The sequence below is a fragment of the Roseomonas rosulenta genome, from assembly GCF_016106005.1.
Lineage (GTDB): Bacteria > Pseudomonadota > Alphaproteobacteria > Acetobacterales > Acetobacteraceae > Neoroseomonas > Neoroseomonas rosulenta.
Genome location: NZ_JACADR010000294.1, coordinates 1 through 5,283, shown reverse-complemented (window position 1 = coordinate 5,283; position 5,283 = coordinate 1). Strand labels below are relative to the sequence as shown.

Here is a 5,283-nt window from a genome sequence, read left to right as displayed (position 1 = left end):
GCGGCCGGTGTTGAAGGACGACGAGCGGCGCTTGATGCCGTGCACCACGTAGCCCTTCGCAAGCAGCATCTCGGCCAGGTAGGAGCCGTCCTGGCCGGTGATGCCGGTGACGAGGGCGACCTTGCGACGATCGGACATGGTGATCCTTCCGGTATGTCGCGGCAGCGGCGACGCGGCGGGCGGGCGCCGGCCCGAGGCGAGGGCGGCGTTGACAAATGGGCGGCGGTGTCTAGCAGGCCGGGCGGCGGCCTGGAAGGGTCGCGCCGCGGCCTCGGCCCGGCGTCAGCGCGGGGGGCGCAGGGCCTGCCGAACCGCCCGGATCGCATGGACCAGACGGTCCGGCAGCCATCCGCGGATCCGGGCGCGCAGGCGCTCCCGCGTCGTCATGCCGGATCCGCCCGCGGCCTCGCGCAGCCGCTCGGCCTCGATTCGCGCGCCGAGATAGGCGCGCTGGAACATCTCCAGCCGCCGGCGGTCCCACTCCGGCGACCTGTACAATGCGGCGGCGTTCTGGATGGCGAAGACCTCGGGCTGGCCCTTTGCGAGGTCCGACGAGGCGCCGCCCACCGCAAACCGCGCCACGACCGTGCGGATGCGGCGCAGGCGAATGCCAGGGTCGGCGATGACCTTCATCCACCAGTCGTAGTCGGCGTGCCGGCGCCAGCGCAGGTCGAACGGGCCGGTGCGCTCGAAAACGGTGCGACGGGCGAAGGTCGCCTGGTGCGGCAGGCAGCCGAGCACCATCTCCGCCGCCGCCTGCTCCGGTGGCGGCGGGTCATGGCGCTGCACGGCCTGCTCCCGGGTCACGAGAATCGACCCGTAGTAGACTTCGGCATCCGGCGCGCGGGCGATCTCGGCCATCGCGCGCGCCACCGTGTCGGAGGCGGCGAAGCTGTCGTCGGCGTTGAGGAACAGCACGAAGGTGCCGCGTGCCAGGGCGACGCCCTTGTTCATGGCATCGTAGAGACCGGCATCCGGTTCGGACACCACGGTGGCGAGGCGCGCGCGGTGGCGTTCGAGAATGGCCTTCGTGCCGTCGGTGGACGCGCCGTCGATCACGATGTGCTCGATCGCCGCGTAGCTTTGCGCAGCGACGCTCTCGAGGCACGTCTCCAGCGTCCGGGCGGCATTGCGGCACACCGTGATGACGCTCACGAGGGGAGGGTCCGGCGCGCCGACGCGGTCCTGCGCTTCCATGTTGGTCCTCTCGGCCTGCGGCGCTCCGGGCGGGCGGCGTCTCATAAACGGTCCTGCCGCCATTCCAAGCGGAATCTGCGGTGGTGCGCGCCGGCAACCCTGGGGTCTTGCATCCCGCACCGCGCGGCGCGAGCGTCGTGCCCACGCAGGCAGTCGATCGCCCGCCTGGGCGCAGATGGCCTGATGCCGTCCAGCCTCCGGCGAGTGCAGGCTGACGGACAAGCAGGCTGGCTATGTTGCATCCGGTCGCGCGGCTCAAGGCAATCCTGGGCGAGATCCTGCTGAATGGGCGGCTTGCCGTGCAGGCGGGGACGCTTGCGACGCAGCGGCTCGATGCTCTGGAGCATGGCCTGCGCAGGGTCACGGACGATATCCTGCGAATTAGCCGACAACTCGAGGAGTCTTGCGGCGCCGCCGATGCCGACCATCGCGCCGCGGGTCCGGTGCTGCTGGATGAGCGGCTGTCGACGTACGACATCCGCGGCCGGATCCTCGCCCTGGCCGCGCTGCTGTCCCCGCAACGCGCGCAGGGCACACCCAAGATCCGCGTCGGCGCTTCGCATGATGGCGGCTATGTGATGCTGGACGACTGGGAAGGCCTGGCCGGCGCGCTCTCGATCGGGATCGGCACGGATGATTCGTGGGACCGCGCCGTGCTGGCCCGCGGCTTGCCGGTCGCGCAGTTCGACCACACCATCGCCGCCCCGCCAACAGCCACGCCGGGCCTCGCCTGGCTGCCGCTCGGCATCGGAACGGAGGACCTCAACAACCTGCGTACCTTGCGTTCCATGCTGGCCCTCGCGGCGCTTCCCCCGACCGGCGACCTCCTGCTCAAGCTGGACGCCGAGGCCGCGGAATGGCCGGCGCTCGGATGTTACGAAGCGGCAGCGCCGCTCGGCCGGTTCCGCCAGATCGTGATCGAACTCCACTGGTTCGAACGCGTGGCGGACCCGGACTGGTTCGCGGTGGCGGCGCGGGCGCTTGGCCACATCGCCAGCACGCATGCGGTCGTGCATGTGCATGCGAACAACGGGGGCGGCGTGGCCCTGCTCGGCGGGATATGCTTTCCGCGGGTGCTCGAGGTGACCTTCGCGCGGCGCAACGCTTATGCATTCGAACCCGAGGACGGCCCCTTCCCCACCCCGCTCGACACGCCGTGCAACCCGGTCCGGCCTGACCTGTTCCTCGGCAGCTTCCGCTTTCCGCCGCCTGGCTGACCGCGGTGCGGGGCGGCGGGCCCGCCGAGCGGCTTGACGCATGGCTGTCACTCATTTAGCGCCCCGGGGCCGCCCGGTCCCGGGCCATCCGGGATGGCGCGGTGAGCCTTGGCCGCGCAGGCTCCGGAGCCACAGATGCCCTCACCCAGCACGTCCGACTCCGAACTCGACAGGATCATTCCGCCTGAGATCAAAGACGATGCCTTCTATCGGCTGATCCGCGACCTCGCGGCGAACGAGAAGCTGCGCTACGTGCTCGAGATCGGGTCCTCGGCGGGCGGCGGCAGCACCGAGGCCTTCGTCGCCGGCCTGGCGAGCAATCCTGGGCAGCCCAAGCTGTTCTGCATCGAGGTGTCGAAGCCGCGCTTCGAGGTGCTGCGCCAGACCTATGCGGACCGGCCCTTCGTGCACTGCTACAACATGTCCTCGGTCGCGGTGGAGGAATTCCCGCCGGCCGCCGAGGTCGAGCGCTTCTACCGCGAGGAAGCCTCGGGCCTGACGAAGTTCCCGCTGCCCGAGGTGCTGCGCTGGCGCGAGCAGGACATCGCCTATGTGCGCGACGCCGGCGTGGCGGCCGGGGCGATCGAGCACATCAAGGCCGAGCACGGCATCGAGCACTTCGACATGGTGCTGATCGACGGGTCGGAATTCACCGGCGAGGTGGAGCTGGCCAAGGTCATCGGCGCGCGCATCATCCTTCTCGACGACACCAACACCTTCAAGTGCTTCCGCGCGCGTCAGACGCTGCTCGAGCATCCAGACTACGAGGTGATCGCCGACGACCAGAAGCTGCGCAACGGCTTCTCCGCCTTCCGCCGCAAGGTGAGCGCTCGGGACCTGCCGGTCCATTTCTTCACCATCGTGCTGAACGGTGAGCCCTTCATCCGCTACCACGAGACGATGCTGGCGAAGCTGCCCTTCCGCTGGCACTGGCACGTGGTCGAAGGCGTGGCCGCGCTGCGCCACGACACCGCCTGGTCCACCGCGACCGGCGGGCGTGTGCTCGACGAGATCCACGCCGAGGGCCGCAGCAACGACGGCACCAGCGAATACCTCGACGACCTGGCGCGCCGCTTCCCTGGCCAGGTCACCATCCACCGCAAGCCGCCCGGCGAGTTCTGGGACGGCAAGCGGGAGATGGTGAACGCCCCGTTGCCGCACATCACCGAGGAATGCCTGCTCTGGCAGGTCGATGCAGACGAGCTCTGGACCGTCGACCAGGTGTGCCGCATGCGAAGCCGCTTCATCGCGGACCCTTCGCGCAGCGCCGCCTGGTACTGGTGCTGGTACTTCGTGGCGCCCGACAAGGTCGTCAGCACGCGGAACAATTATGCGCAGAACCCGTCCTATGAGTGGCTGCGCACCTGGCGCTTCCGTCCGGGCGACAGTTGGGCGGCGCACGAGCCGCCGACCCTGGTACGCGCGCGTCCCGGCGGCGAGGAGCCGGTCGATGTCGCGACGCTGGGCCCCTTCACCCAGGACGAGACCGAGGCCGAGGGCGCGGTGTTCCAGCACTTCGCCTACGTGACGGAGGCGCAGGCGCGCTTCAAGGAAACCTACTACGGCTATGCCGGCGCCGTGGCGCAGTGGCGCGGCCTGCAGGCCACGCGCGGTCCGGGCTTCCTCGCGGACCACTTCGCCTGGGTGAAGGACCGCACCATGTTCGACGATGCGGCGGTCTTCCGCGTCGAGCCCATCGCCCGGCAGGACGCCTCCGGCGCCTGGTCCTTCGCCCCGCCCGAGGGCGCCAGGGACTGCGGGCCCGTCACGCTGCGCCCACGCATCGTGGTCGATGGTGTCTACTGGCAGTACCTGTCGTCCGGCATCGGCCGCGTGTGGCAGTCCATGCTCGAGGAATGGGTGAAGGACGGGCGTGCCGACCATATCATCTTGCTCGACCGTGCCGGCACCGCGCCGCGAATCGCCGGCGTGCACACCCGCACCATCGCGGCGCATGACCACGGGAGCTGCGGCGCCGACAGCCTCTATCTCGAACGCATCTGCCAGGAACTGGGCGCCGACCTCTTCGTCTCGACCTACTACTCGACGCCGACGGCAACACCCTCCTACTTCTTTGGCTACGACATGATCCCAGAGGTGACGGGGCTCGACCTCACGGAGGAAGGCTGGCAGGAGAAGGAGCGCGCGATCCGCCACGCGGCGGGGCATGCGATGATCTCGCGCTCCTCCGCGCGCGACCTAGTGCGCTTCTTTCCCGCCATCGCCGAGGAGCGCGTCGACCTCGCCTATTGCGGGCTGCCGCCGGTCTTCACGCCCGCGTCGCCCGAGGAGGTCGCGCAGGCGCGGCAGGACCTGAAGCTGCCCGAGCGCTACGTGCTCATGGTCGGCGACCGCTCCGGCGCGGGCGGCTACAAGAACGGCATCCTCGCCTTCCGCGCGGTGGCCGAGGCGGCGAAACGCGGGCATCGCCTGGGCATCGTTTGCATCGGCGGCCTCGCCGACATCGAGCCCGACTTCCGCGCCGCCGCGCCGGGCATCGAGATGCTGCGCCTCAGGACCGACGATGCCGCGCTGCGCCTCGCCTATGCCGGCGCGCAGGCGCTGCTGTATCCCTCGCGCTACGAGGGCTTCGGCATGCCGGTGCTGGAGGCGATGGCCTGCGGCTGCCCGGTCGTCACCTGCCCGAATTCCTCGCTGCTGGAAGTGGGCGGCGAGGCGGCGATCTTCGTCGATCCCGACGACGCCGCCGCCATGGCCGATGCCATCGTCGCGCTGTCCGATCCCGCGACGCGCGCCGCGCGCATCGCCGCCGGCCTCGCGCAGGCGGCGCGCTTCACCACCGCCGCGCAGGCCGACGCCGCGATGGCGGCCTTCCGCGCCACCATCGCCGATATCGAGGCCGGCCGCC

General features: G+C 70.3%; 4 protein-coding genes. 2 read left to right on the top strand and 2 right to left on the bottom strand.

Annotation, left to right across the window (positions count from 1 at the left end; translation table 11 throughout):
• Nucleotides 1–138 (bottom strand): GDP-mannose 4,6-dehydratase (locus HW578_RS22460; RefSeq protein WP_198372943.1); only part of this gene is annotated, 138 nt, incomplete at its 3' end.
• A gap of 144 nt (nucleotides 139–282) precedes the next feature.
• Entirely contained in the window at nucleotides 283–1,419 is a 1,137-nt protein-coding gene (locus HW578_RS22455; protein ID WP_232479206.1) for a glycosyltransferase family 2 protein, read from the bottom strand.
• 11 nt (nucleotides 1,420–1,430) lie between these two features.
• Here HW578_RS22455 and HW578_RS22450 point away from each other — a divergent pair, with 11 nt between their 5' ends.
• Together HW578_RS22450 and HW578_RS22445 are read left to right on the top strand one after the other, a co-directional pair.
• The gene (locus tag HW578_RS22450) at nucleotides 1,431–2,414 is read left to right on the top strand and encodes a hypothetical protein (RefSeq protein ID WP_198372941.1); all 984 of its coding nucleotides are present in this window, start codon (nucleotides 1,431–1,433) and stop codon (nucleotides 2,412–2,414) included.
• A gap of 135 nt (nucleotides 2,415–2,549) precedes the next feature.
• Nucleotides 2,550–5,283 (top strand): glycosyltransferase family 4 protein (locus HW578_RS22445; RefSeq protein ID WP_198372940.1); only part of this gene is annotated, 2,734 nt, incomplete at its 3' end.

What these genes read in the sequence shown, in the direction of transcription:
- HW578_RS22450 (WP_198372941.1), top strand. Translation starts at nt 1,431, where the DNA reads ATGTTGCATCCGGTCGCGCGGCTCAAGGCAATCCTGGGCGAGATCCTG.